The sequence below is a fragment of the Paenibacillus sp. FW101-FHT12H11 genome (genome assembly GCF_058790355.1).
This window is the reverse complement of record NZ_JBYTCO010000002.1, coordinates 261,191-284,518: the sequence shown is the minus strand read 5'-3', so window position 1 is coordinate 284,518 and position 23,328 is coordinate 261,191. Positions and strand designations below refer to the sequence as shown.

24 protein-coding genes are annotated in these 23,328 nt (G+C 44.9%); 19 read left to right on the top strand and 5 right to left on the bottom strand.

Going from position 1 to position 23,328, the window contains the following annotated elements:
• Window positions 1-158 precede the first annotated feature (158 nt).
• Window positions 159-1,214: a YheC/YheD family endospore coat-associated protein gene (locus AC3WTJ_RS06880; RefSeq protein WP_492521208.1), complete on the top strand. Its 1,056-nt coding sequence runs from the start codon at window positions 159-161 to the stop codon at window positions 1,212-1,214.
• Between the two features lie 330 nt (window positions 1,215-1,544).
• Here AC3WTJ_RS06880 and AC3WTJ_RS06875 read toward each other — a convergent pair whose 3' ends face one another.
• Window positions 1,545-1,844, bottom strand: a complete 300-nt coding sequence (locus AC3WTJ_RS06875; protein ID WP_407872433.1) for a hypothetical protein — start codon at window positions 1,842-1,844, stop codon at window positions 1,545-1,547.
• Window positions 1,845-1,951: 107 nt separating this feature from the next.
• On the opposite strand from AC3WTJ_RS06875, the gene AC3WTJ_RS06870 reads away from it, so the two are divergent.
• The 5 genes from AC3WTJ_RS06870 (at window position 1,952) to AC3WTJ_RS06850 (ending at window position 6,672) form a co-directional block, all read left to right on the top strand.
• Window positions 1,952-2,260 (top strand): hypothetical protein, encoded by a 309-nt coding sequence (locus tag AC3WTJ_RS06870; RefSeq protein WP_127456065.1) that lies wholly within the window; start codon window positions 1,952-1,954, stop codon window positions 2,258-2,260.
• A 7-nt stretch (window positions 2,261-2,267) separates the two neighbouring features.
• The gene (locus AC3WTJ_RS06865; RefSeq protein ID WP_492521207.1) at window positions 2,268-2,738 is read left to right on the top strand and encodes a hypothetical protein; all 471 of its coding nucleotides are present in this window, start codon (window positions 2,268-2,270) and stop codon (window positions 2,736-2,738) included.
• A 147-nt stretch (window positions 2,739-2,885) separates the two neighbouring features.
• Complete coding sequence (gene hisA, locus AC3WTJ_RS06860) at window positions 2,886-3,644, top strand: phosphoribosylformimino-5-aminoimidazole carboxamide ribotide isomerase (protein WP_492521206.1); 759 nt, start codon at window positions 2,886-2,888, stop codon at window positions 3,642-3,644.
• A gap of 75 nt (window positions 3,645-3,719) precedes the next feature.
• Window positions 3,720-5,093, top strand: coding sequence for a PDZ domain-containing protein (locus AC3WTJ_RS06855; protein WP_492521205.1), 1,374 nt, complete (start codon window positions 3,720-3,722; stop codon window positions 5,091-5,093).
• Window positions 5,094-5,130: 37 nt separating this feature from the next.
• Window positions 5,131-6,672: a tetratricopeptide repeat protein gene (locus tag AC3WTJ_RS06850; RefSeq protein ID WP_492521204.1), complete on the top strand. Its 1,542-nt coding sequence runs from the start codon at window positions 5,131-5,133 to the stop codon at window positions 6,670-6,672.
• Between the two features lie 44 nt (window positions 6,673-6,716).
• Here the strand turns inward: AC3WTJ_RS06850 and AC3WTJ_RS06845 are convergent, their stop codons facing one another.
• The gene (locus AC3WTJ_RS06845; RefSeq protein WP_492521203.1) at window positions 6,717-7,346 is read right to left on the bottom strand and encodes a TerC family protein; all 630 of its coding nucleotides are present in this window, start codon (window positions 7,344-7,346) and stop codon (window positions 6,717-6,719) included.
• Window positions 7,347-7,453: 107 nt separating this feature from the next.
• Between AC3WTJ_RS06845 and AC3WTJ_RS06840 the strand changes: the two genes are divergently transcribed.
• The 11 genes from AC3WTJ_RS06840 to AC3WTJ_RS06790 all read left to right on the top strand — a co-directional run bounded on the left by AC3WTJ_RS06840 (window position 7,454) and on the right by AC3WTJ_RS06790 (window position 19,920).
• Window positions 7,454-7,975 (top strand): hypothetical protein, encoded by a 522-nt coding sequence (locus tag AC3WTJ_RS06840; protein WP_492521202.1) that lies wholly within the window; start codon window positions 7,454-7,456, stop codon window positions 7,973-7,975.
• 105 nt (window positions 7,976-8,080) lie between these two features.
• A complete protein-coding gene (locus AC3WTJ_RS06835) occupies window positions 8,081-8,983 on the top strand; it encodes an S-layer homology domain-containing protein (RefSeq protein ID WP_492521201.1) in 903 nt (300 codons plus the stop codon).
• 132 nt (window positions 8,984-9,115) lie between these two features.
• Window positions 9,116-9,286 carry a hypothetical protein gene (locus AC3WTJ_RS06830; protein WP_164819675.1) on the top strand — a complete coding sequence of 57 codons (171 nt, stop codon included), beginning with the start codon at window positions 9,116-9,118 and terminating at the stop codon, window positions 9,284-9,286.
• A gap of 337 nt (window positions 9,287-9,623) precedes the next feature.
• Window positions 9,624-10,949, top strand: coding sequence for an ABC transporter substrate-binding protein (locus AC3WTJ_RS06825; protein ID WP_127456058.1), 1,326 nt, complete (start codon window positions 9,624-9,626; stop codon window positions 10,947-10,949).
• Between the two features lie 65 nt (window positions 10,950-11,014).
• Window positions 11,015-11,911, top strand: a complete 897-nt coding sequence (locus AC3WTJ_RS06820; RefSeq protein ID WP_492521200.1) for a carbohydrate ABC transporter permease — start codon at window positions 11,015-11,017, stop codon at window positions 11,909-11,911.
• Window positions 11,912-11,917: 6 nt separating this feature from the next.
• Window positions 11,918-12,748: a carbohydrate ABC transporter permease gene (locus AC3WTJ_RS06815; protein WP_492521199.1), complete on the top strand. Its 831-nt coding sequence runs from the start codon at window positions 11,918-11,920 to the stop codon at window positions 12,746-12,748.
• A gap of 38 nt (window positions 12,749-12,786) precedes the next feature.
• The gene (locus tag AC3WTJ_RS06810; protein WP_492521656.1) at window positions 12,787-13,791 is read left to right on the top strand and encodes a glycoside hydrolase family 43 protein; all 1,005 of its coding nucleotides are present in this window, start codon (window positions 12,787-12,789) and stop codon (window positions 13,789-13,791) included.
• 149 nt (window positions 13,792-13,940) lie between these two features.
• Complete coding sequence (locus tag AC3WTJ_RS06805; protein ID WP_492521198.1) at window positions 13,941-15,263, top strand: ABC transporter substrate-binding protein; 1,323 nt, start codon at window positions 13,941-13,943, stop codon at window positions 15,261-15,263.
• Window positions 15,205-17,046: a cache domain-containing sensor histidine kinase gene (locus tag AC3WTJ_RS06800; RefSeq protein WP_492521197.1), complete on the top strand. Its 1,842-nt coding sequence runs from the start codon at window positions 15,205-15,207 to the stop codon at window positions 17,044-17,046. The genes AC3WTJ_RS06805 and AC3WTJ_RS06800 overlap by 59 nt, the downstream gene beginning before the upstream one ends.
• Complete coding sequence (locus AC3WTJ_RS06795; protein ID WP_492521196.1) at window positions 17,039-18,640, top strand: response regulator; 1,602 nt, start codon at window positions 17,039-17,041, stop codon at window positions 18,638-18,640. Before AC3WTJ_RS06800 ends, AC3WTJ_RS06795 begins: the two co-directional genes overlap by 8 nt.
• A gap of 77 nt (window positions 18,641-18,717) precedes the next feature.
• On the top strand, window positions 18,718-19,920 hold the full coding sequence (locus AC3WTJ_RS06790) for a CapA family protein (protein WP_492521195.1): 1,203 nt from the start codon (window positions 18,718-18,720) through the stop codon (window positions 19,918-19,920).
• A 55-nt stretch (window positions 19,921-19,975) separates the two neighbouring features.
• Here the strand turns inward: AC3WTJ_RS06790 and AC3WTJ_RS06785 are convergent, their stop codons facing one another.
• Window positions 19,976-20,200, bottom strand: a complete 225-nt coding sequence (locus AC3WTJ_RS06785) for a hypothetical protein (RefSeq protein ID WP_492521194.1) — start codon at window positions 20,198-20,200, stop codon at window positions 19,976-19,978.
• Between the two features lie 105 nt (window positions 20,201-20,305).
• Here AC3WTJ_RS06785 and fosB point away from each other — a divergent pair, with 105 nt between their 5' ends.
• Window positions 20,306-20,743, top strand: a complete 438-nt coding sequence (fosB, locus tag AC3WTJ_RS06780; protein ID WP_492521193.1) for a metallothiol transferase FosB — start codon at window positions 20,306-20,308, stop codon at window positions 20,741-20,743.
• 42 nt (window positions 20,744-20,785) lie between these two features.
• Here fosB and AC3WTJ_RS06775 read toward each other — a convergent pair whose 3' ends face one another.
• Window positions 20,786-20,956 carry a hypothetical protein gene (locus tag AC3WTJ_RS06775; RefSeq protein WP_164819672.1) on the bottom strand — a complete coding sequence of 57 codons (171 nt, stop codon included), beginning with the start codon at window positions 20,954-20,956 and terminating at the stop codon, window positions 20,786-20,788.
• 59 nt (window positions 20,957-21,015) lie between these two features.
• Complete coding sequence (locus AC3WTJ_RS06770) at window positions 21,016-21,900, bottom strand: DUF2334 domain-containing protein (RefSeq protein ID WP_492521192.1); 885 nt, start codon at window positions 21,898-21,900, stop codon at window positions 21,016-21,018.
• Between the two features lie 380 nt (window positions 21,901-22,280).
• Here AC3WTJ_RS06770 and AC3WTJ_RS06765 point away from each other — a divergent pair, with 380 nt between their 5' ends.
• Window positions 22,281-23,291, top strand: a complete 1,011-nt coding sequence (locus tag AC3WTJ_RS06765; RefSeq protein ID WP_492521191.1) for a LacI family DNA-binding transcriptional regulator — start codon at window positions 22,281-22,283, stop codon at window positions 23,289-23,291.
• Window positions 23,292-23,328 lie beyond the last annotated feature (37 nt).

Genomic DNA, 23,328 nt, shown 5'->3' with positions numbered 1-23,328 from the left:
GCGTTTTCCTCGCCCTCTCAGCCCCAGAAGGCAAGTACTGGCAGATGTGAACTTGCGGTTTAGCATGTGAAAAAAGGCTCATGAATGGCGTTCTTTTGGACCAGAAAGGAAGCAAGTGCATACAGTGTTATGGATGGCTTTTTGGTGGAGGTGTTCATATGCGCAACGTAGTGGGCATTCTTTTGGATCGAAAAACGTACTTAGGAATACAGAGCAAACAGACCGGATATGAACAAATTGATTTGTATAACCAAGCGGCGGAAAAACTGGGTATAACGCTTTTTTATATTTGCTTACAGGAAACGAGCGCGGAGTCAGCCCTTGGTTTATGTTTTGAAAACAAAAGCTACCGCCTACTTCGTCTTCCAATCCCCAAAGTCATCCATAATCGAGCTATTTCGCTTTCCCCATATATGCTTAAGAAATTGAACCATCTTGCTGCATCAAGTCATGTCTTCAATCGTCAAAATCGGTATGATAAACTGCGTATTCACAAGTTGCTGCATACGAAGGAGTCGCTGAGGGCGCACCTCCCGGAGACTTTGTCGTATTCACGCACGCATCTGCTTGAGGCTATGGAGCAATTTCCTGATTTATTCGTCAAGCCTACAAACAGTTCCGTAGGCAAAGGGATTATTAAGCTTTCAAAGCAGGAAAATGAGACATGGGAATTGTTTTGGAGCAATAACCAGCCCAAGAAGTTGACCCGTGACCAAGCGCTGGCTTATATCAAAACCAAGGTTGGAAAGCAAACCTATCTCATACAGCAAGCCATTTCTTTAGCAACGCATCAAGGCAGGCCCTACGATTTACGAGTTTCTGTGCAGCGCGGTGCAAAGGGCAAGTGGCAGGTAAACGGAATTGCAGGAAAAGTTGCCGCCCATGGCAGACAGGTTACCAATTTGGGCAAAGGCGGAGAAGCTTGGCGATGCGAACTTTTATTTCATAGGAGCGGCTTTCAGCCTGAACAGATGAAAGAAGCCGTTGAGCAGGTATCCCTGAGAGTAGCAGAAGTATTGGGCAAACGATTACCGAATATGGCAGATATAGGGTTGGATATAGGTGTCGACAAAACAGGGCACATCTGGTTTATCGAGGCTAACGGGAGGGACCAAAGGTACGAATTCAAGCAGTTAAAAATGGAGGATTCCTTCTATCAGACTTATGAGACACCGCTTGTGTATGCCAAGTATCTACTAAATAAACGGGGATAATCACCATCTAGAAATGGAGAATTCATCTAGTACACTAGCAGTGAAAAGTGAATAAATTACTATTATAGCGCTGTAAAGGTGGAGTTTGATAGTGAAAAATAGGGTGTTAGTCATTAAAATGAATTTATTGCCCTGGTACAATGAGCTCAACGATGAATTGGAAATTAACCATCCGGCTTTTCCTATCCCAGTGAAAACGAAAATTTTATTGTTCGGTGAGTATTCAATTGTAGCTATTAATCGAGTTGAAACAAGATTACGACAGATACGCCAACAATCAGACGAAAAAACCTCCAAACCGTAACCTGGGTAATGGAGGTTTTCTTTCTTTTATAAGTGAAATCTTTCTATTTGTTCCCATTGGTGTTCAAGCTCCAAAATTTTCTTTTGGATGGGCCCAAATAAGTCGTAATGCGGATATGAGGGACTGTGGTGAATGTATTGCGGATTGAGACCATGGGACAAGCACCAGTTGGTTAATCGTTCCAAATCCGAACAGCCGACCTTGGTTACGGTACTTACGCCAGCAAAACGATCATCAAGCCAATAGTGGGTTAAAAAGGCGATTTCACCGCGGCTGACAGCGTCTTTCCATCGATAAAGCTCATCTCTTTTTATGCCAAATGCCATGTTGAACTCCATCCTACTGTTAATTTTCAATGTTAAGGCTTAGAATATATAAAAGTGTGTTATAATTATACAATACATCAATGGTTCATGGAAAAGGGGCACAAAAATTGAATGTTCATTTGAATTTTACGAACAAAGGTAAGCTGGTCATCGAGAATTTTAACAACGAGGAATTAATCGAAATTTTTAGTCGATATATGAATACATTGACGAAGAAATACGCCGTAGATGTTAACGTTCCGGAAGAGGCCAATCAAAACATTGTCCAGGATGGTTCATTTAAGGTTGTTCTAAGCAATGTACAATGCGATGTTGACACTTTTTTCAAAGAGCTTGGTCGTGATATCAAAATTCCTCTGAAAAAAAGATCTGAAGGCAAATTGGAGAATGTATTTAAAATTCAAGTGATGGAGTAATTGACGCATGCTCAGTTTAGAAGAAAAGTTAGCGATTGTGGAATCATTTCCCGAGTTACATCGTAAGGATGTTTCTCTGGGACGCATTAATTTTCATTATGAAGAAAGCAGCTATGATAAGAAAATTGTTGTCTACCACTTGCACCCGAACGGCAACGGATTTGTTTATGCGGAATATGTGAAGGGGTATGCAACAGATAGTAAAGGGTTAATCAATATTCGTGATTTTAGCGCGGAAGAGCTTCGTGACATTATTCGAAAGTCCATCCAATCATTAACAAGCACTGCGATTCAAGTTCAACCGGAGTCAGACTCAACGCAGGAAGAGCTGTGGACGGATGAAGAAGGCCATGCTTTGGCCGTTACTTTTGAAGAAGATCTGTGGTATGTCTATGCCGGCAGTAATCTGGACTGCGCTTTTGAAACCTACGAAGAAGTTGAGGAATACATGGCGGAAGAAGGATTCATCAAGCAATAAGATCATATTACGAGCCAGGCCGTCCCGAACGTTATGGGAAGGTCTTTTCTATTTTGAGATATCATCAAAGGTTCTTCGTTAATAGAATGTGCTATAATAAATGGAAAATCAAGCTAGCAACAATTGCTTATAGTGGGGGTAAAGTCATTGGAATTTCGGCCATGCATCGATCTACATAGCGGGAAAGTGAAACAAATTGTTGGTGAAACGTTAGGCACAGAAGGAAAAGCTATTATTGAAAATTTTGTATCTTCATTTGACTCCAAGTATTATGCGGCCATGTTCAAAAAGGATCAATTAGTTGGCGGGCATGTCATTATGCTCGGAGATGGAAATCAAGATGAAGCCGTAAGTGCGCTTCAGGAATATCCGGGCGGTTTACAAATCGGGGGCGGCATTCACGCTGAGAATGCCATGTATTATTTGGAACGCGGTGCATCCCATGTCATTGTGACGTCGTACATTTTCCGTGACGGACAGCTTAATCAGGAAAATCTGGATAGAATAGTAGAGAAAGTTGGAAAGAAACGCTTAGTCATCGATTTAAGCTGTAAAGAGAAGGACGGCAAGTGGTTCGTTGCGACCAACCAATGGAAACAGCTAAGTGACTTTGAGCTGAATGAAGAAAATATTCGGTTTCTGGAGCAATACTGCGATGAGTTTCTTATCCATGCCGTAGATGTAGAAGGCAAGCAAAGCGGTATTCAACAAAGTCTAGTCCGCACGCTCGCGGAGTGGGTTAAGATTCCCACAACGTATGCCGGCGGAGCGCGATCCTTCGAGGATATTGAGTTGTTTAAACAATTATCAGCCGGAAAGCTGGGTATTACGATTGGCAGTGCCCTGGATATTTTCGGTGGAAACCTTTCGTATGATCAAGTTGTCGCCTACATGAAAGAGCAGTGAAGTTGAGTTGAAAAAGTAGCGAACTCTCCATACGAGAGCGTCAGCTACTTTTTTACATAGGAAAGGATGCATAGGATGGCTCTTTGGAAAAAGTTGTACTATTCGGCTATGATTCTGACGCTGCTCTTAGTTGTTTTGGGGGAGTTGATTTGGCTACCGGACCCGCTGCGGCTCAGCTCTAAGATCTACTGGATTGATATGATTGATGAACTTATCTATGTCCTCATCCTCATTCCATTGCTTTGGATCGCTGGTTCACTCATCCACCTAAGGTCGCACAGACAGGCAGGGATGTGGGTGAGAGCTGCTTTCATCATCGTGGCAGGACTGGCCTGTATCATCATCTTATTGACGGTACCGAAGAAGTTAGCGTATTCGGCAGGGGCATTTATTTTGACCTGGCTGCTAGTTTTTGTCGATTTATTCGTTCATGAGCTCAAAGGGCGCAAGCTGCCTATAAAAAGTATAAGTCTTTTTGCTGCAACGGTAGCTTTGATGTTGGTGATGTTTTGGCCGACTAAGTATTTAGTGACGTATCCTGGCTTGACGCTCAATATGAACCGATATGCACATACCAGTGAAAGTAAGGTTCATGGAGACATTTCAGGGGTGCTGGTGTTTGAACGTCCCGCATTTCCGATCGATTGGGTATATGCGAAGCTCTTCGCGAAGTATTCATTTGAAGTCGAAAATTTAGGGATGACGTTAGGCGAATACAATCAAGAAGTAAGGCTCATGAAGGCCGATGCGAATGCCGCGGGAAGTGCGGTTGCTTTTCAGAAGGTCGGAAAAGGGAAGGGAATCACCTCCGACGGTGTTCGTATCATAGCCATTCTCAAGGATAGCCCGGCGAGCAGCCAGATTCAGTTAGGGGATGTGATCCAACAAGTGAATGGGCAGGCTGTCACCACCGTCCAAGAACTCACTGAGCGTATGAAATCGGTCAAGCCCAATGATCAAGTGGCTCTCATAGTGCTGCGCGGCGGCAAGCAAGTCAGCTTGCAGGCTAAGACACGTACGAATCCAGATGATCCGAGTCGTGCTGCCTTCGGCATCCAAGTGGAGAACGAGGTGCAATATGATCTGCCAATCCTTGTAAGTTATCATGATTATTTATTGCATGAGGGCGGACCTTCCCATGGAGCGATGCTGGCGCTAACGTTAATTGATCAACTCACTCCTTGCGGTGTAACCTACGGCAATCATGTCGCAGGTACGGGAACCATGGAACCGGACGGTTCTATCGGCCCTGTCGGTGGATTGGAACAGAAGGCCTACACCATTAGCAGAACGAATGCCGACGTTTTCTTTGTCCCGGCCGCGAATGAGGCGGAAGCGAAGAAAGGGGCGCCAAGCCTGCAGATCGTGCCCGTGCGCACGTTAGACGATATTTTGAAGTGGTTAAAAGATCACCCGAAACAAGCGGCGGGACAGCTTTCTTGTCCTTAGTCTTTCACCAACATTTAAGAAAAGTAGGTTTACTTATATGGCAACGAACGGTCAAAAAATGTATCGGTTCAGTGAATCTCCCATCTGGGAGCTGCAGCGAGCCTATTATGAAGAGATGGGCATAAGCGCATGGCAAAATAACGAAGTCCCTGAGTACATCACAAGTAATCCGGTGATGGCTACCTCCTATGCGGAGATTATATTTGGTTTTTTGCAAGATCGGGCAAAGTTAGGTTCTCTGTCTGAGCCTGTTACGATCGTTGAGCTTGGTGCAGGCTCCGGTCGGCTCGCCTTTCATGTACTGAAGGAATTGTGTGCCATGAGGGATTATGCGGCGGGAATGGCTCTGCCTGCTTTTCGTTATGTTATGACGGATTTGGCGCTCAAAAATTTGGCGTACTGGCAGCAGCACCCAAGTTTGCGGCCTTTTGTGGCGCAGGGGATCCTCGATTTCGCTCAGTTCGATGCGGTGCAAGATGCCGAGCTGAATTTGACGGAAAGCGGCATCAGTGTCCGAAACGGAGATTTGCAGCAACCGCTGCTGGTGATTGCGAATTATTTTTTCGATAGCATCCCGCAGGAGCTGCTCTACGTGGATGATAAGCGCGTCTATGATTGTATGGTATCGCTGCATCTCAACGATGAGGTCACTGGTGGCAGCGCCGCTGATATGCTGGAAAGCGCAACGGTCGAGTATGAATATCGGCTTGCTGAGGAATACGAGCAACAAACGTATGCGTACAGCAACGTTATTGCGAAATACACCCAAAAATTAGAAGATTCACATATCCTATTTCCGGAGATTGGTTTGCAATGTCTTGAACGGTTGAATCAACTTTCGAGGGAAGGATTCGTCCTGCTGACGGCTGACAAAGGAGACCACCGGCTGGAAAGCTGGGAGTACTGTGAGCCGCCGCAGCTGATCCATCACGGCAGTTTTTCGTTAACGGCGAACTATCATGCCCTGAACGAAGTATGGGAGCAAAAAGGAGCTCTGTGTCTCTTTACACAGCATCCGTATCATCACCTGAACATTGGCTGTATGTTGATGCTCACCCAGCCAACTGGGTATGGAAACACTCGTTTAGCCTATCGGCGATTTATCGAGCGTTATGGACCGGACGATTTTATCACGGTGAAAGAGTGGCTCGATGGTTACTTGAAGCAGCTGGAAGTACCTCAATTTCTTGCCTTTTGGCGATTGTGCGGGTATGATGCTCAGTTTTTCCTGCAATTTGTAGGAAGGCTATCGGAGCTGCTGCCGATGTGTGAGGAAGGTGTTTACTCGGACATACGTCTAGGCATTTACCAGATGTGGGAAGGGTACTACCCGATGAAGGAGCGGCATGAAATGGCTTTGGAATGCGCAGCGCTTTTGTATCAGATGGAGATGTATCAGGATGCCCGTGTCTTTTTCGAGAAAACGGAAGAAGCGTACCATCAGAATCCGGATGTCCTCTATGATATGGCGATCTGCTATTATGAGGTCGGGAATGTCGAAGCTGCTAGGCGATACGCAGAGCTTACACGAAGTTTTGCCCCTGAACACGAAGGTGCTTTGGCACTATTGAAGCTTTAAGACTAGCTAGCTGTAAATGAGTCCTCCCATCGAAGGGATGGCGGTTACATCGGGTAAGATCGGCTTCTCAAGTAATTAAACCAACCCACCGCGCAAATCACGCACATCGTAATGATGCCCACCAAATCGAACCATTCCTCTTGAAGCAGCAGCAGGATACCTGGTTCTTTTTTTATTTGCAGAACAGCTAGTTGCGCCAGTAAGCCGGCTATGACGATTTCGAGCCAAGGCATCTTGAAAAAAAACATTTCCATTTTGGAGGAGAAAAAGAACAGAAGAAACAAAGCCGGGAGCACGCCTGTTGCGATAAAAGCGACATTATCCGAAAGTCTGGCCGATAGCAGAATACTGTCGATGCTCATGACTAGATCTAAAGAAGCTACGCTGCTGAAAATCCATAATAATGAGAAATGTTTTCTCATTTGATTCTTGGGCAGGACCATTCGAATCGCAAAAAATAACATGATAGCGGCTGTAGCCAAGTTGATATAAGGAATTCGATACGAGGATTGGACACAAGCGATGTAGATGATGCGCAGCAAGCATAAAAGCCCAAGAAGATACAATTTGAATTTACTTCTAAGGCTATATCGGTTAAGGGAATTTTGAATCATAATGGCGTTATCGACGTTGGTAAATAAATTGTATATGAAAATGATAAACCAATTCTGCATCCTTGGTCTTCCTCTCCAGGACATCGGCCTGTCCTCAGAAACTAAGATCATTATATGATTGAGATTCCAAAATAAACCAAATACTACATAGGGAAAAGAGAATATAAATGGACGAAAAAGGTCTTGTACGGATAACAGATAAACTTACTGAGCTTGGTATTCCTTATGCGCTAGGCGGAAGCGGTTTATTGCACGCTTTGGGGCTCGTTGAGCAGATGAATGATTGGGATCTTCTAGTGGAGTGTCCGAAAGAAAAGCTTACTGAGGCTATTCAAGGGTATTCCTGGCAGGAACAGACAAGTGGAGAGGGTCTTTTTGCAAGCGAATATCGGATCCAGGTTGTCCCCTTATCTATTGATTTTATTGGTTATTTCGCACTAAGGAGCACAAAAGGGATCGTGAAGTTGCCTCTTGGAAAAAGGGAAGGGAGCACTTGGCAGGGCATCCCATTGAGCGCGCCTGAAACTTGGTATGTGGCTTATAAAATGATGGGGCGGGACTCTAAGGCAGAGCTGTTGTACAATTATTTGAAACATACAGACAGGAACGAAGAAATCATAATAGAGCTTGCAAGAAACGAGATGATGGATGAGTCGATCAAAGCGGACTTGATTCGGTTGCTTGGCTGAACGATGAGTTTTCATGGGAAATTTTGCAACATTTTTCGAACGGATCACGTTAAGAGGGTAACTACAGATCGAGTCATCACAAAAATAGTAAAGGAGAGAATGAGGATGAAAAAATTAACCGCTATCACATTTACGTCCTTGTTGATCAGTTCATTGACCTTTAGTTCGGCATTTGCCTTTTCTGATCTGGAAGAGGGGCAATCCGATGCTGTTATGGCGCTGAAAGACCGCGGGATTGTATCCGGAATTGACAACGAGCACTATGTGCCAAAAGGGAAAATCAGCTATGCGCAAAGCGTGCAAATGATTGTAAAAGGCTTGAATTTGAATATGGATACGATACGTTTCATCAAACAGCCATTGGCATCGGATACGTACACGAATGTTCCAAATGATGCTTGGTATGCAGATGCCTTCATCATTGCTCATTATAACGGACTGGACATTCCCAAGGATGTGAATCCGAATGCAACCATTTCACGTGAGCAATTCGGGGATTTATTAGTCCGCGCTCTTGAAACAAAAGGCAATTTCCCGCTTGTTAAAATGTTTATTGTGATCAAGGATGAGGATCAAATCAACATCAATTACCAGGGCACTCTGCAAAGATTGCTGTTGTACAAAATCACACAGCTGGATAGTGACGGCAGGTTCAATCCGAAAGCTGAACTTACACGTGGCGAAGCAGCCAACTGGGTTTATCAGGCTATTCAATTTGTAGAATCTCATGCGCAGAACCAGGCCCCGGTTGAAGAGGTTTCGGTGAAAGTTGAGAAGGTGAATGACGAAGTCAACAAAGTGACATTGTCCAAAGAAATGCCGAGTCCCGGATACGGCCTTGCTATACAGGCTATTGAGTTCCAAACAGATGGGCAGGCTGTCATTCGGTACACGATTCAGCAGCCAAAGCCAGGCATGATGTATCCGCAAGTGATTACTGAAGCTAAGGCGGAAACGTTTGTATCTTCCAAATATAATGCGATCGCTAAACCAGCGGTCTCGCCATAAGTAGTGGCATGCTGTCGCCTTGTATGAGGTGACGGCATTTTTTGTGCGTCTGCATCACTGTCATTTGGACATGTCCGATGCCAAGTCTCTCTCATAGAATATAGCATCCTATTTTCATAGGAGGTGAGAGAGATGAAAGTAAACTACTACACGTTAACTTTGGGCTTGATCGGTGCTGCCAAATTGATTTTGGACGCATATGGAATGGACCTTATTAAAGATGCGGATATGAACGCGATTGCCAATGGTGTTGCTGCGTTGCTATCTGTCGTTGGTATTTATACAAACCATCAGAAATCCTAATTAATTTCCAAAAGGGATGGATGTGGGCGAGGAGGCTTCGAGCGATAGCTCGAGGCTTTTTTTATCTGAAAATATGTCCAAAGGTTCTTGAATATCGTCATGGTAACGTTTTCTTGAAATGATTATAGTTAAGTTGCGGGTAAGAAATGGAAGAGGGGGATCGACAAAGAAAAAGCGATAAAAGGGTCCATTGGTGTGGGCACGCCTTATTATCGCTCGTCGGTAGTGAGACTGAATTTTTGGCGAAATTCAATCATCACTACAATTTTGACACAAGAGGGTCCTGAGATGCAACTACTATAATCTGTGTTTAAATTGAAGGGAGCTTGAAAACAGGATGAAAATGAACAACTTTAAAGTGATCGGTTTAACTTGTATTTCTTTTGCCATGGTTTTGTCGGGATGCTCGACCACGAAAACAGCTGAACCTGCTGCAGCGACAACAGCACCAGCTGCTTCAACAGCAGCAGCGACTAAAGCGCCAGAACCGGCAAAAAGCGGTGAGAAAATTACGATCAACTTCTGGAACCCTTTCTCTGGTAATGACGGTCCGTTTATGAAGAAAATTGTGGACAATTATAATAAATCACAAGACAAATACAACGTGAAAATGACGATTCAACCTAACGGCGACTACTACAAGCTGTTGGATACCGCGATTGCGACGAAAAAAGGGGTTCCTGATGTGGCCATTATGCATCTTGACCAAACGCCTACGTATATTGCCAAAGATTTGCTGCAGCCGTTAGATGAAGTGGCTAAATCCGCAGGTGTGGATAAGGGCAACTTTCCGGCAGCAACGGTGGACTATTCGACCAAAGATGGCAAATGGTACAGCATTCCGTTGGATATTCACCCATTAGTGATGTACTACAATAAAGATTTGTTCGCAGCTGCAGGTATCACGGCTCCTCCAACGAATCGTCAAGAATTTGTTGATGCAGCGAAAAAGTTGACAGATCCGTCCAAAGGGATTTGGGGAGCGGCGATGCCAACGTTCTGGATTCAGAACTTCTTATTCCCAACGGTCTTATTCCAAAATGGCGGCAGTTTCCTGGATGAGAAAGGAAACATTGCGTACAATTCACCGGCAGGCGTTGAGGCCGTTACCTTCATGAGAAGCCTAACCACGATGAAAGTTTCCCCGCCAACGGTGGCGGCGGACGGCGATTTCAACTTGTTCCAACAAGGGAAAAGCGCCATGCATTTCAACGGCCCATGGGCGAAAGACGCTTTCGATAAAGCGAAAGTGAACTATGGCGTTGCAGAGGTGCCGCAATTAGGTACAGTGAAAAAAGCTGTTTTCGCCGGTTCGCACAACTTTGTCATTCCTAAATCAACGACGGATGCAGCAGTGCTGGCTGGTGTCGGCGATTTCTTGAAATATGTATCGAATAATTCCATCGATTGGGCCGAGTCCGGCCAGGCCGTTGCTTCCAAAGTCGTTCGCGACAGCGCAGCGTTTAAAGCAATGACACAACAGCAAACAGAAGTTGCCAAAGAGTTTGATTATGTGCAATTTGCGCCTAAAGTTTTGAACTGGGGCCCAATCTCCGACAGTATTTGGAGTGAACTGGCGAATGCGCTGCAAGGGAAAAAGGATCCAAAAGCTGCCCTTGATGATGCAGCTGCGAAATCCACGATTGCGATGAACAAAAAATAAGGCTGAGCGAAGGCAGGCGGGTACACGTTACCCGTCTGCCATTTTAAAAAAAGGAGGGGAAGCCCTTGCCTACAACATCCTCTTGGAAATCAAAGCTGACATCCAGCTTATTCATACTTCCGTATTTTGTGGCCTTTATGGCGTTCACGCTGATTCCGATTATTTATGGTTTTGTGATTAGTCTAAAACAATATAACCTGCTTGATCCCGTACATCCTTTTGTTGGACTGGACAACTATAAGAGCATTTTCACAAAGGGTACGCAAGAAAATGATCTCTTTTTTATCGGTATGAAAGCGACTTTGAAATTTGTTATCTTTTCTGTTCCATTCTTAGTTCTTGTGGGTTTAGGCTTTGCCTTATTGTTAAACGCGCTTCCCGCCAAACTGCGCTCCTTCTTCCGCTCGATTTACTTCATTCCGTATGCGGTTTCGGCTACCGTGATGGCAGTCATTTGGAAAAGGATGTTCGATGTTACGGGTGGATTCATCAATTTACTCTTGGCTAAGATGGGGATCCATGAATTTGACCCGATCCCTTGGTTGCTGGACAAACCATTTGTGTGGATTGCGTTGGTCGTGGCTACGCTCTGGTGGACGATTGGTTTCAATATGATTATCTTTGTCAATGCGCTTAATGGCGTTCCAGAGGATCTGTATGAAGCTGCCAGAATAGATGGGGCAAATGGTTGGGAAAGGCTGAGAAGCATCACGCTGCCATCGATCCGGCCTGTGATCATTTTTGTGCTGATTACGTCCACGATTGCTTCTTATAATGTATTCGCTCAGCCCAATCTCATGAGCAACGCCGGGGACGAGACCAACGTTCTGCTTATGGGCATTCTGCAAACGGCTTATACAGCCCGGGAAATTGGCTCGGCATCGGCGATGGCCATTTTGATGGGATTAACGATCATGATTGTATCGGTCATTCAATTTAAAGTCACGAACAGAAAGGAGTAGAGGACGTTGAAATCTTTAAAGCTATTTTATGTAGTGTTGGCAAGTGTGTTAGGCATCATATTCATTTTGCCAATTCTGTGGATGTTTTCGAATTCGTTCAAAACCGACGTAGAAGTAATGTCTCCTGTGTTTCATTTGTTGCCGCAGGAATTTACTTGGGATAATTTCCATACGATATTTGTCGGCGGTGACGTCGAGGTACCGATTTTCCGTTGGATTTTCAATTCATTTATTGTGGGATTTGCTGCAACTTTTTTGGTCATTCTACTGGACACGATGGCAGCGTACGCGTTAACGAAGCTTGATTTGCCTTTTAAAAAGACGTTAATCTCCTTGTTTGTCGGCTCTTTGATGGTGCCAGGCATTATTTCTTTTCTTCCGCAATACTTGAACTTCAGTAACTTAAATTTGATCAATACGTATTATGTGCTTATATTGCCTTATTCCGGCGGCGCGCTTGGCGTATTTCTGTTGATTCAATTTTTCCAATCGTTCCCGATCGAGATTATTGAAGCTGCGAAAATGGATGGGGCGAACAAATGGCATGTGTTCACGTCCGTTCTGCTGCCGTCTTCTGTTTCGATTGTAACAACATTAGCCATTTTCACATTTATGGGGGTTTTCAACGATTATGTGTGGCCGTTTTTTACGGTAACCGATTTGGAAATGCGCACGCTCACTGCGGGAATTGCTGTTATGGCTACTGGAAGTTTTGTGCAATCGTATGGTAAATTAATGGCACTTGCCACACTGTCGACTCTTCCAACACTGCTTATTTTTCTAATCGGGCAGAGACAATTTATCCAATCTATTACAGCCACGGGAGTTAAGCAGTAACAAGGCTGTTTCTCGGGGGCGGTGTGTTCAAGGTGCGCATGTTTATTGTGATGTTCATTTGCTTCCTGCTTACAGCGGGTTGCACGAAAGGGGCTGGAAAAGAAGTCATGACGAAGACATTTACGAATCCAATTCTCGATAACGGAGCAGACCCATGGGTGACTTCGAAAGACGGCACTTATTATTATACGCATACGACAGGTAACTCCATTAGAGTGTGGAAATCGCAAAAGCTGACGGGGCTCGCTGACGCCGAATATAAGGACGTGTGGTTCCCGCCTGTATCAGGCCCTAATACTTCAAACATCTGGGCGCCTGAACTGCATTATCTGCAGGGAAAATGGTACATCTATTATGCGGCTGATGATGGCCAGAATGAGAACCATCGCATGTTCGTGCTGGAATCAGAAACGGATGATCCGCAAGGCCGATATGTGGATAAAGGAATGATGGATACAGCAGGCAAGTGGGCAATTGACGGGACGACACTGCAAAAAGAGGACGGTTCCTTATACTTCATATGGTCCGGTTGGGAAGGAACGGTCAATGTCAGTCAGCACTTGTACATTGCTCCAATGAGTAATGCCTACACCATTAAAGGCAAGCCTGTGGAAATCTCGAGGCCTACGTATGATTGGGAATTAAACGGTACACCAACCATTAATGAAGGTCCACAGGTTTTGCTGCATAAGAATCAAATTTATGTCATTTACTCAGCAAGTGGCAGCTGGACGGATGATTATTGTTTAGGGATGCTGAGCGCTGCGATGCAAAGTGATTTGTTGAACCCGGCGTCATGGAAAAAGCACGAGCAGGCTGTTTTTTCCAAAACAGACCAGGTATTCGGGCCAGGCCACAGCTCCTTTACGAAATCGCCGGACGGCAAAGAGGATTGGATTCTGTATCACGGTGCGAAGACGCAAGGCTCTGGCTGGAATCGCAATGTACGTATGCAGCCATTCAAGTGGCATCCGGACGGTTCTCCTGATTTCGGAGTACCGATTGCAGAGGGAGTCCCTATCCCTGTGCCGAGCGGTGAATAACAATCGAAACATCTCCAGGATTGGGGATGTTTTTTTGCAATTTATTGGGGATCCAAAAATATGTCCATGTCTGGTGGAAATAGGTCATTGGATTCAGATGGGCCAATTTGTATAATGAAGACACACTATGTATGGAGCGAGGGATTTCTGTGAGAGGCAAGCTGCGAGCTAGAATTAGCACCATGATCCTTCTGATTCCATTCAGTTTACTAACCATAAGCTGCAGCTCTCAGCCGGATGTACAAGTTGATGATGCGGCATCGAATAAGCTCAGAATTACGTTCTGGTCGCCATTTAGCGGTGGAGACGGGCAATTCATGGCTGAATTAATTCAGCAGTACAACAATGAGAACAAAGATCATGTAAAAATTGATCAGATTAATAATAACTCAGGTGATTATTATACCAAGCTGTCCACAGCGATTGTGACAGAAGAAGCGCCTGATATCGCGATTGTCCATTCAGCCAAATATTCGCAGTATGCGCCTGCTGGATTTTTAACGGACTTGAATACGCTTGCTTCAGAAGCGGGTGTGAACTGGCAAGATTTTAACCAGACGATATTGAAAAGTACGGTTGCCGATGAGAAACATTACGGTATTCCGCTCGATACCCATCTGGAAGTGATGTACTATAACAAGGCTTGGCTCAAACAAGCAGGCCTTCTAGATGAGAAAGAGAAGCCTGTACTGATGAATGGCGAGGATGGATTCTTGCAATTTTTACAAAAAATAAAACAAAGTGTTCCCGCAACGGTGACGCCATTGGCTGAACCAAATGTACGTATCGACTCATTTTGGCTATGGTACTCCTTTTATAGTCAGATGAATGTAGATGGCGGCCGATTTTATACAGATGACGAGAAGGAAGCGGCCATCGATAATGCTTCTGCGCTTCAATCTCTGAATTTTGTTAATTCCCTCTATTCGCAAGGGTTCATTATTCCAAATATAAACGATTCGGTACAAACCTTTTCGAAGGGCAACGCCGCTTTGTTAATTACGGGTGTTTGGGCGACGGGCACGTTTGAGAAAATTCCGGATCTTAACTTCGGTGTGACGAAAATACCGCAAATTTACGATCATCCCGCTGCTTGGGGGGATTCGCATACCTTTTCCTTGCCTTATCATGAAAAACCGGATAAGAAAAAGCAAATCGCAGCGCTGAAATTTGCGAATTGGGTTGCGGCGCACGGCGCCAGCTGGGCGAAAGCCGGCCACATTCCAGCGGTGAAACAAGCGGTTCAATCTCCGGAGTTTCAGAGCTTGAAGTATCGTCCGGACTATGCAAGTTCCGCTGACGATGTGAAATATTTTCCTAATCACCCTAGACAGGGGAAAATGAATGAAGAGATCGTACGCGAATTCGAAAAGATGATGGTGGGGCAATCCACCCCGCAAGAGGTGCTGCGTAATGCGCAAAGGATTATTAACACGAATATTCAAATACAGCAGAATACAGCTCCAGACTAAAAAGCAGTGGATCCAGAATCTTCCGATCGTCACCAAATTGATCGTTATCAGCTTTATCCTCATAGCCGTACCGCTCGGGATAGCCAGCTATTTGACGTTTACAAGCTATTCGGTTTCGATTCAGAAAAACACAGGCAAATATCAAATGGACGTTGTGAAAGAGTTAATGGCTAACATTGACACGTACATGAATGAGCTTAATCTTTTAACCTTATTGCCATATCAATCCCAGGATATTGTGAAATATTTGGAGTCGAATAAGGGGACGGAAACGACGATCTCGTTTGATGATCGGGTAACGGTAGAAGATTTCGCCAAGCGTGTGTATGCCAATGGACGTGTAGATATATCGGGATTAACGCTGTATCGCCAATCAGGCGGCACTTATACGGCCATGTTAGAGGAACAAGCAAATTATTCCATGAAAAAGGCTGAAAATGAACCTTGGTACCCCAAGGTTTCCACGACAGGGAAGGTTGTCTATATCGGCACGTACAATAAGAACGCGTATGATACGACGAATCAGGTGTACTCTTTTGCGAGGAAGATACGCAGTGTAGATACCGGTAGGGTTCTTGGTTATCTCGTTTTGGATGTGGATAAAAATATCATTCGCAACAAAATCGAGACGCTTTCCAATGACAAGAAAAACATGATGATTGTCGACAGCGAAGGGGCTCTCATTTATAAAAGCGCTGATACTTGGGTAGATTTGGACAAAGTGCAGCAATATCAGGGTACCGGCACAGTTATCTATAAGCAAGGTAAGGATACAGAGCTGTTATCCTACTATACTTCGCCGAATACCGGATGGACGATGATTGAGATGGTGCCGCTCGCGTCATTGCTTCAGGATACCGTGAATGTGAGGAATTACATCATTCTGATTGGCGTTGTTTGCTTGCTGCTGGCTGTCATTCTGTTTACAGCCTTAGCTTTTCGTATCACAAATCCAATTGGCGAACTGCGAAATCTCATGAAAAAAGTGGTGCTTGGCGATCTGGACGTTTCGATTCCCATTCGAAGCCGGGATGAAATCGGTCAGTTAAGCCAATCTTTTAACCTCATGGTCTCGAAGCTCAGTGATCTGGGCTACCGGCTTTACGAATCGGAAATCAGAGAGAAGAATGCGCAAATATCTGCGCTGCAAAGCCAGATTAATCCCCATTTTTTGTACAATACTTTGGGCTCCATTAGCATGTATGCTGAAATTCAAGGCAATCGTGAAGTTGTCAAAATGACGAATAATTTAAGCAAGCTGCTGCGCTACAGCATCAATAGCCATAAAAGCCAAGTGCCGCTGAACATGGAATTGGAACACGTGAAAGGTTATATGGCTATCCAGCAGATCCGCTTCGAGGATAAAATACAATTTCGGGTCGATATCGAGCCTGAATTGCTTGTCTATTCGGTGATTCGGTTTATTTTGCAGCCGATCGTCGAGAACAGTATTGTGCACGGTTTTGAAAAAGGAAGCGGGTACGGGACCATTACGCTCAGCGGTAAGAAGCAAGATGACACAATGGTTATTATCATTCAGGATGATGGTGCGGGGATGAGTGAAAGCCGGCTACAGCAAGTGCTTCAGAAACAATTTGATTTCACCCCAAACGAAGAGGGAACAGGCGGGCACGGATTAATGAACGTGCACCGGAGGATTGTGCTTCGTTATGGCCATCCATACGGGATGAAGATTGAAAGCCTATTACACCGAGGAACGACGATTATTCTCACATTACCACTCCTCGCAGATGAACTTGAAGGAGGCAAACTGGATGCCTAAGCTCCTTATCGTGGATGATGAAACCATCTTCCGCAAAGGCATTGGTTTAATGATTGCTGATATGCAGTCCCAATGGTCGGTTATTGACGAAGCCAAAGATGGCGTGGAAGCTTTAGAGAAAATTGAAGCCTTGCAGCCGGACCTGATTATTACGGATATTAAAATGCCCCGCATGGATGGCATACAGCTGCAATACATTGTGAAAGAGCGATATCCGCATATTTCCTGTGTGGTGATGAGTGGCTATGACGATTTTCAGTACGCACGTGAATCGCTTAAATTAGGGGCGAAGGACTACTTGATGAAGCCTTTCGAACGGGCAGAGCTTTATACTTTGCTGGACAGGCTCCAGGTTGAAATCGCGCTTGGGAAGGAACAATTGACGACGAACAAGAAAGACAAGCAAGTTCAGAATCAAATGCGTCAGCATGTGCTTGCCGGACTGTTGACAGGAAACATTTCACATGGAGAAACAGAACTGCTCGATAACGTCGGCGTACAGTTTTCGCTTCCCTGCATAAGCTGTTTGGTAGCCAAGCTGGACCGTGAATCCGTCACGGATGAAAGGTATTACCAGTTAAATCCATCCTTATTTTCTGTGTACATTCAGCAGTTTATACAGGAGAGCATCGAAAAGCCGCTGCTTGGTTATGTGTTCATTTTAAATGAGAATGAAGTTGTCGCGCTAATTAATCACGAAGATAAGGCGGCTTCGTTTGCTGACATCGAGAAATTAACCAAACGAATCCGTAAGGGAATCCGTGGGCAGTCCAATTTTACGATTTCATTCGGGCTCGGAAGTCCTGTGAAAGATTTGGAGTCGATCTCCAAGTCCTATAAGGAAGCGGGTTTGGCTCTGCTCTACCGTTTAGTGATTGGCGGGGACCGCCTTCATTCCAGTGATACAATTGCTGAAATGACGATGGAGAAGCTTGAATGGCACACTGCCGATTGGAATTTGCTCAATCAGTATGTGCAGGAGGGCGATTTGGCGAATGTGCATCTTCAATCCGATCAATTCGTTACCAAGCTCTGCCAGCAATGGAGGGATCCCGAGCTGATTCATGAGCAAATTTGTAAAATGCTGCTGCATTTTTACGAGTTGGCCGTGAATTTAACCGTGGTGAAGATGTGGCTGCAAGGCACGGATATGAAGCAGGTATTGATGGAGATTTATTCGATTTCGTCCAGTAAAGAGTTAAGCGAGCGCTGCCAGAAGCTGCTGGGGGATTTGAGCGTGTGCATGGTGAACCGTAAAAAGAAATTCGTGACTAGCCCTGTTGAATTGGTGGTGCGGTATGTGGAGGAGCATTACGCGGAATCCATTACCCTGAACATGATGGCGGAGATCGTCTATCTCAACCCCTCTTATTTGAGTTCTTTGTTTAAAAGCAAGCAAGGCCAGTCCTTTATCGATTTCTTAACGGAAAAACGGATTGAGAAAGCGAAAGCTATGCTGCTTCACTCTGATGAGAAGATTCAGGTGATCTCGGATTCTACAGGATTTACGAACATTCGCCATTTCAATCGCGTATTCAAAACGCTTACGAATCGAACGCCTACGGAGTATCGGGAGGGTAGACAAACGAGCTGATAAACGGCTAATCAAGTGGGAGGAAATTATTTTACTAGGGCATACTATTGGAAAATGTCTGGCAGGAGGGGTTCCGCTTGCAAAAGAAACGCGTTGTTGTGATAGCTTTCTTGTTAACTCTAACCACTGGTTGTTTCTATCGAGCAAACCCTCTTGCTCATAAAGAATCGGAGCCTCCAGTTACGCGAGAAATTAAAACAGAAGCTAAGCGCGATCAGCCACCGACTGTAACGGTACCAACGATTCCGCCGATTGTATCGGAGCCTAGGGTAAGTAAAGTCACTTTGGGAGCCATCGGGGATGTTCTCATTCACAGCGAAATCTACCAAGATGCGAAGCAAAAGGACGGCACGTATAACTTCTTCAAAATGTTTGAAGATGTGCAGAACTATCTGCGTATGCCTGACATTTTGGTGGCGAATCAGGAAACGATGATTGGGGGGAAAGAGCTGCGACTTTCCGGTTATCCATCATTCAATAGTCCGCAGGAAGTTGGGGATGCTCTCAAAGCGGCCGGGGTGGACCTGGTTACAGTAGCTAATAATCATACGCTGGATCGCGGGGAAAAAGTGATTCAAAGCGCTCTGTCGTACTGGGATCGTCTTGGCATTCCGTATACCGGATCTTTTAAATCAAAGGAAGATCAGAAGCATATTCGTACGATGGTCAAAAATAACATCACGTTTTCGTTTCTGAGCTACGCCTATGGCACGAATGGCATCCCCCATCCGAAAGGGAAAGGGTATTTGGTTAATCGCATCGATACTGCTCAGATGGCTCAAGAAGTCGAACAAGCCAAGCGGATATCCGACGTTGTCGTGGTTGCTATGCATTGGGGGACAGAATACGAAACTTTACCTAATGAGAGTCAGATGGCGCTGGCTCAAAAGCTGGCGGACTACGGTGTTCATATCGTCATCGGAAATCACCCGCATGTATTGCAGCCGCCTGCTTGGGTATCAGGCAGTAATGGCCACAAAACGCTGGTTCTGTACTCGTTAGGCAATTTTATATCCGCCCAAGGCGGAGTTGCCAAGCGGGTAGGCGGAATGGCAACGATTGACGTCGTCAAAACGATGGGGAAAGAGAAGATCATTACGCTGAACCATCCGTCCTTTCTTCCGACATTTACCTCTTACCAAAACATGACGCAGTTCAAGGTGCTCCCGTTGAAGCAAGCTGTTCCTGTGCAGATTAGGAACGGAACGATTCAGTTTGATCCGGTTAAGCAACATATGAGAAGATACATGCAGGAACTTCAATTTATCGGCACGGAATAAAATACCCCTCGAACAGGTGTCGAGGGGTATTCGCCGCTGTGATTGCTGCGTGACATCAGGAGAGACTTTCGTCATCCTCATTGCTTGCAGATGATTGCGTAGTACGCGCTTCAGCTAATTGTGCATGCGCCGCGTCTAACTGCTCCTGCGCACCTTGAATCACCTGCCGGCGATTATTGTTGGCGGTCTGGGCTACGTTCAGATTGTGCAGAGCATCCGCCACGGCATTATGAGCCTGGATTTCTTCGTTTTGTTGTTGATCGGATTGTTGATCTGACATGGAGCATCCTCCTAATTGTTGGAATTTTTCTTCGTTAATATGCCCTAGAAGGCAGGAATCATTCATGCAGCGATAGAAAATGTCAGGTGAAAGGAGGAAGAAGCGTTGAATATCAAAAGTGTGAACCATTTTCTTTTTTCGGTAACGGATTTAGATAAATCGATTTCATTTTATCAGGAAGTGTTTGGAGCCAAGCTTTTGGTCAAAGGGAGAAACTTAGCTTACTTTGACTTGTGCGGCATATGGCTGGCGTTGAATGTCGAGAAGGAAATTCCACGGAATGAGATTCAATATTCATATACCCATATGGCTTTTACAGTAGAAGAGGCGGATTTCGATGCTGTGTTGGAAAAGCTGGAGCATTTAAGGGTCAGTATACTGCCAGGGCGGGAGAGAGATGAACAAGATAAGCGATCTGTCTACTTCACTGATCCGGACGGGCATAAATTCGAATTTCATACCGGCAGCCTGGAAGACCGATTAGCCTACTACAGGAAAGAGAAGCCGCATATGACATTTTATGAAGATGATTTCCCTAAATAGAAAGAGGCTGACCCAGCGGGCAGCCTCTTTGCTGTCTAATCCTTAATCCTGCGAATCACTATTGGAAGATGAGGATGAGTTGGATTGGAATACTTCTGCCGCTTCCTCTGCGGAGAATTCTGTATCCTCTTGACCAGGAACCGGTAATTTATTTAGTTCGGTAGTCTGTACTTGCGCTTTGGATGCTTGATTGGATTGATTTTGATTTGGCATTGTGACACCTCCTTTGCTCTGTAAACAACAAAGAGTAGTATGCCAAAGTTTGGAACTTTCTATACGGATTGTGTGGACATAAAAGAATAAATCAAATCTTGAATGTTAAAGAAGCTACGTTCTTTCGAGAGCATATGGTGCACCAGCCGTTTCAGTGGGGTTCGTTCCTCGTAATAAGGTGGGGCATATTTGCGAATGTGAATATACGGGAATTCCAGAAAGGGGTGGTAATAGAATGAAGCCAAATCATCCGCACCGTATTGATTCACTTGATCCATAATCCTGTTGACGTCCTGCTCTACGGCATCCCCCCTGACAAACCCCAGTGGCGTTGGTACGTAATAGGTTCTTCCAACGATTGAAGCAGCTATTTGATAGGTCACCTGGCGATTGGTTGGGTCATGGGGATTGTCTTCGTAAATTAACCATGAGCATGATTCAATAATGGTACGCTGCACATCCGATGCTGCGTAGTGTGGCGTTTCAAACCAATCGGGTCGCAGGCCGGCGGCTTGAAAGGCGGATAAGGCCATATGAAATCTGCCATAAGCATAGGACCTCTGAATATGCAGACTATCAGAAAGGGAAGACCTCGGGTCATCCGGCGGACAATCTTTGAGGCAGTCCGGATATGCGAATTCGTACCCCTCGCCGCTGATGGAGTGCCCATATTGATGAGTGTACCCGTGAATGCCTAGTGAAGCTCCGCGAGTTCGTAAGGCTTGTAACGTTTCAACAAATCTGACGGAAATGGCATCAAACGGATTGCTGATGGTGCAGTCATATTGCAGATTCGGATTGATGTAACGGGGAATGACGGCCACATGAAAAGGGATCTTTTGCATATATAAATAATCCGCAACGGCACGTAACTTCATTTGGTCTTCTGTTTTTTCGTAAAAACCGCCAGGTCCGATATCTTCAAGCCGCAGTAATGCTTTCACGGTGAAATCCCTCCGCAACGAGTAAGTTGGATACTTCCAATACCATTGTATGTGTAAGACTTCCGTTTCATTTCGCTGAATATAAGGGGTGAAATTCATGAGGATTTATGTCGATGTTTGTCTGAAAAAGGAGAATTTCAACAAAGAGAAAGGAAGGTTAAGGTAAGCGGTTTCAAATTTTATTAAAATAGTGTAAACCTCTTTTGTACCATTAGGTTAACCGCTTTCCTTATTTTACGAATTATTAATAAAAAACGTGTTGTAATTTGTCTGTTTTTAACTATAATAGGAAATATGAAGGGCGTTAAACCGGTTTAATTAAACCGCTTTAATGATTTGAAAGTGAAAGCTATTTTCAGTTGCATAGAGGAGGTGGAAGGATGGCTACCATTGATGATGTTGCCAAGCTTGCGGGTGTTTCCAAAGGAACAGTTTCAAGCGTTTTCAGCAAAAAGAGACCGATTTCTCAACCGGTAACGGATCGAGTACTTTCGGTAGCCAAGGAACTGGGATATTTCCCGAATCATATTGCCAGAAGTTTGGCAATTAAGAAGACGATGATTGTTGGACTCAAAATGCCGATTTCTAAAGAAGGCTCGACGACGCAATTTGAAATTCAAATGCTGAATGGGGTCATCAAGGAATGTACGAAGCATGGATATCGTATTCTGCTAGACACGCTTCCAGAGCATGAAGATCTTACACAATTTTCAAGCGATCCTGTCGATGGCGTTATTATGTTGAATCCGCGCAAGCACGATCAGCGCATTGAGCGATTCGAGCAGATGAGAATCCCGTTAGTGCTGGTAGGCAGACCTGATCCCTTGGAAAGTTCAATCAGCTATGTCGATAATGACAATGAGCAGCTTGCCTACGAGGTTGGCAATTACTTATTGAAGCAAGGCCACCGTTCTATTTTATTCTTAAATGCATCAGCGAACATGACGGTTTCAGCCGATCGTGTAAATGGCCTTAAGAAGGCATATGAAGAGCACGGTGTTTCATATGATAATGTCCATGTTATGAACTTTATCCGTCAGCAGCATGCGACACCGATGGATTACGGCTACATGTCTATCATGCAAATGCATGCACAGATTCCTTTTACAGCGGTTGTGTCGGATACAGACAGAGTTGCACTAGGGATTCTGCGGGCTACCCGTGAACTCGGTATACACGTTCCAAGAGACCTTTCGATTGTGGCGTTAAGTAACGATGTGAGGCTGGCCGAAGAGATGTCGCCGAAATTGACTTCTGTTGAGCTTTCAGCGGAAACGTTAGGAGCAGAGGCAGGACGCATTTTAATTCAAAAAATGAAAGATCCGTCAACGGTGGAACAACTTATCGTAGATGCACAGCTCATTGTACGTGAATCGACCCGAAGTTTATAAGGATGAGATGCCAGGAAGAAAGGTTCATTGCCTATTG